Origin of the sequence: Nocardioides sp. YR527 (assembly GCF_900101045.1) — a bacterium.
GTDB lineage: Bacteria > Actinomycetota > Actinomycetes > Propionibacteriales > Nocardioidaceae > Nocardioides.
Genome location: NZ_FNFN01000021.1, coordinates 1 through 1,583, shown reverse-complemented (window position 1 = coordinate 1,583; position 1,583 = coordinate 1). Strand labels below are relative to the sequence as shown.

Genomic DNA, 1,583 nt, shown 5'->3' with positions numbered 1-1,583 from the left:
AGCGGGATGTTCCCGTGCTTCTTGGCGGGCAGGGTCTCGCGTTTGGTGCGCAGCAGGCGTAGTGCGCGGGTGACTTCGGCGCGGGTTTCGTGGGGTGGGATGACGGCGTCGATGTAGCCGCGTTCGGCGGCGATGTAGGGGTTGGCCAGGGTGGTCTCGTACTCGTCGATCAGCTCGGCACGTTTGGCCTCGACCTCTTCGGCGCTGCCGCCGGCGTCGACGATGGCCTGCAGGGTGCGGCGGTGGACGATGTTGGCGGCGCCTTGGGCGCCCATGACCGCGATCTGGGCGGTGGGCCAGGCCAGGTTGATGTCGGCGCCGAGGTGTTTGGAGCCCATCACGTCGTAGGCACCGCCGTAGGCCTTGCGGGTGATGATGGTGACCAGGGGGACGGTGGCCTCGGCGTAGGCGTAGATCAGCTTGGCGCCACGGCGGATGATGCCGTTGTGTTCCTGGTCGGTGCCGGGTAGGAACCCGGGGACATCGACGAAGGTGATGACCGGGACGTTGAACGCGTCGCAGGTGCGCACGAACCGGGCGGCCTTCTCGCTCGCGTCGATGTCGAGGCAGCCGGCGTACTGCATGGGCTGGTTGGCCACGATCCCGACCGGGCGGCCCTCGATACGGGCATAGCCGATCAGGATGTTGGGGGCCCACAGCGGCTGGACCTCGAGGAACTCCTCATCATCGACCACATGGGAGATGACCTCGTGCATGTCGTAGGGCTGGTTCCCGCCATCAGGGATGAAGGTGTCCAGCTCCCGGTCGAGCCCGGTGATCTCCAGGTCCGCGACCTCGTCGTAGGCGGGGGGTTCTTCCATGTTGTTGGAGGGCAGGTAGGACAACAACGCTTTGACGTAGTCGATCGCGTCGGCCTCATCGGCGCCCATGTAGTGGGCCACCCCGGACTTGGAGTTGTGGGCCAGGGCGCCGCCGAGCTCTTCCATGGTGATGTCCTCACCGGTGACGGTCTTGATCACATCAGGCCCGGTGATGAACATGCCCGAGGTCTTGTCGACCATGATCGTGAAGTCGGTGACCGCGGGGGAGTAGACATGCCCGCCGGCACAGTTGCCCATGATCAGGCTGATCTGCGGGATCACCCCTGAGGCGTGGACGTTGCGCTTGAAGATCTCCCCGTACAGCCCCAAGGACACGACGCCTTCTTGGATCCGGGCGCCGGCGCCCTCGTTGATCCCGATCAGCGGGGACCCGGTCTTGATCGCGAGGTCCATGATCTTGGTGATCTTCTCGCCATAGACCTCACCCAGCGATCCACCGAAGACGGTGAAGTCCTGGGAGAACACACAGACCTGGCGGCCCTCGATGGTGCCGTAGCCGGTGACCACGCCATCACCGAAGGGACGGTTCTTCTCCAGCCCGAACGCGGTCGAGCGGTGCCGGGCCAGCTCATCGACCTCCTGGAAGGAGCCCTCATCGAGCAGCATCTCGATCCGCTCCCGAGCGGTCTGACGCCCCTTGGCATGCTGCTTCTCCACCGCCTTGGCCGAACCAGCATGGACGGCCTCGTCAAGACGACGCTCCAGCTCGGCCAGCTTCCCGGCAGTCGTGTGCAGATCGAT

1 protein-coding gene is annotated in these 1,583 nt (G+C 65.3%); it reads right to left on the bottom strand.

The genetic code is table 11. From position 1 onward, the window contains the following. The coding region (locus tag BLT25_RS29350; protein ID WP_256328875.1) for an acyl-CoA carboxylase subunit beta at nucleotides 1–1,583 on the bottom strand (1,583 nt) is incomplete at both ends.